Source organism: Lutibacter litoralis (assembly GCF_014646675.1).
In the GTDB taxonomy this organism is placed as follows: Bacteria; Bacteroidota; Bacteroidia; order Flavobacteriales; family Flavobacteriaceae; genus Lutibacter; species Lutibacter litoralis.
Genome location: NZ_BMNS01000002.1, coordinates 477,549 through 477,923, shown reverse-complemented (window position 1 = coordinate 477,923; position 375 = coordinate 477,549). Strand labels below are relative to the sequence as shown.

General features: G+C 24.3%; 1 protein-coding gene. It reads left to right on the top strand.

The genetic code is table 11. The annotated features are described in order from the left end of the window. A partial coding sequence (locus IEW75_RS04885; RefSeq protein ID WP_158283818.1) for a T9SS type A sorting domain-containing protein occupies window positions 1-260 on the top strand: 260 nt, incomplete at its 5' end. Between the last annotated feature and the right edge of the window lie 115 nt (window positions 261-375).

Here is a 375-nt window from a genome sequence, read left to right as displayed (position 1 = left end):
CAATAGAAGTTGAAGAGATCTTTAGTCTTTTAAATGTATTTGTTAATGAAAATAATACCCTCATTAAAATACAAAAACCAGAAGAATTAACTATTCAAGAGATTTCATTATTTAATGCTATTGGACAACAACTAAAAATCTGGAATACTAATTTTAATAAAAATGAAATTAACCTCCCAATAAATGTTGCTTCAGGAATCTATTTGGTCCATATTAAAACCAATAATGGCAATAATATTAAAAAAATAATTATTAATTAAAAGTGAAAATTTAATAAAAATAGATCTTTCGAAAGAAATCGAGTGGGATCTATTAAAAATATAAACCCCAAGTTTGAAATAGATGAGTTTACCCCTACAAATTCAATTGAAAAGC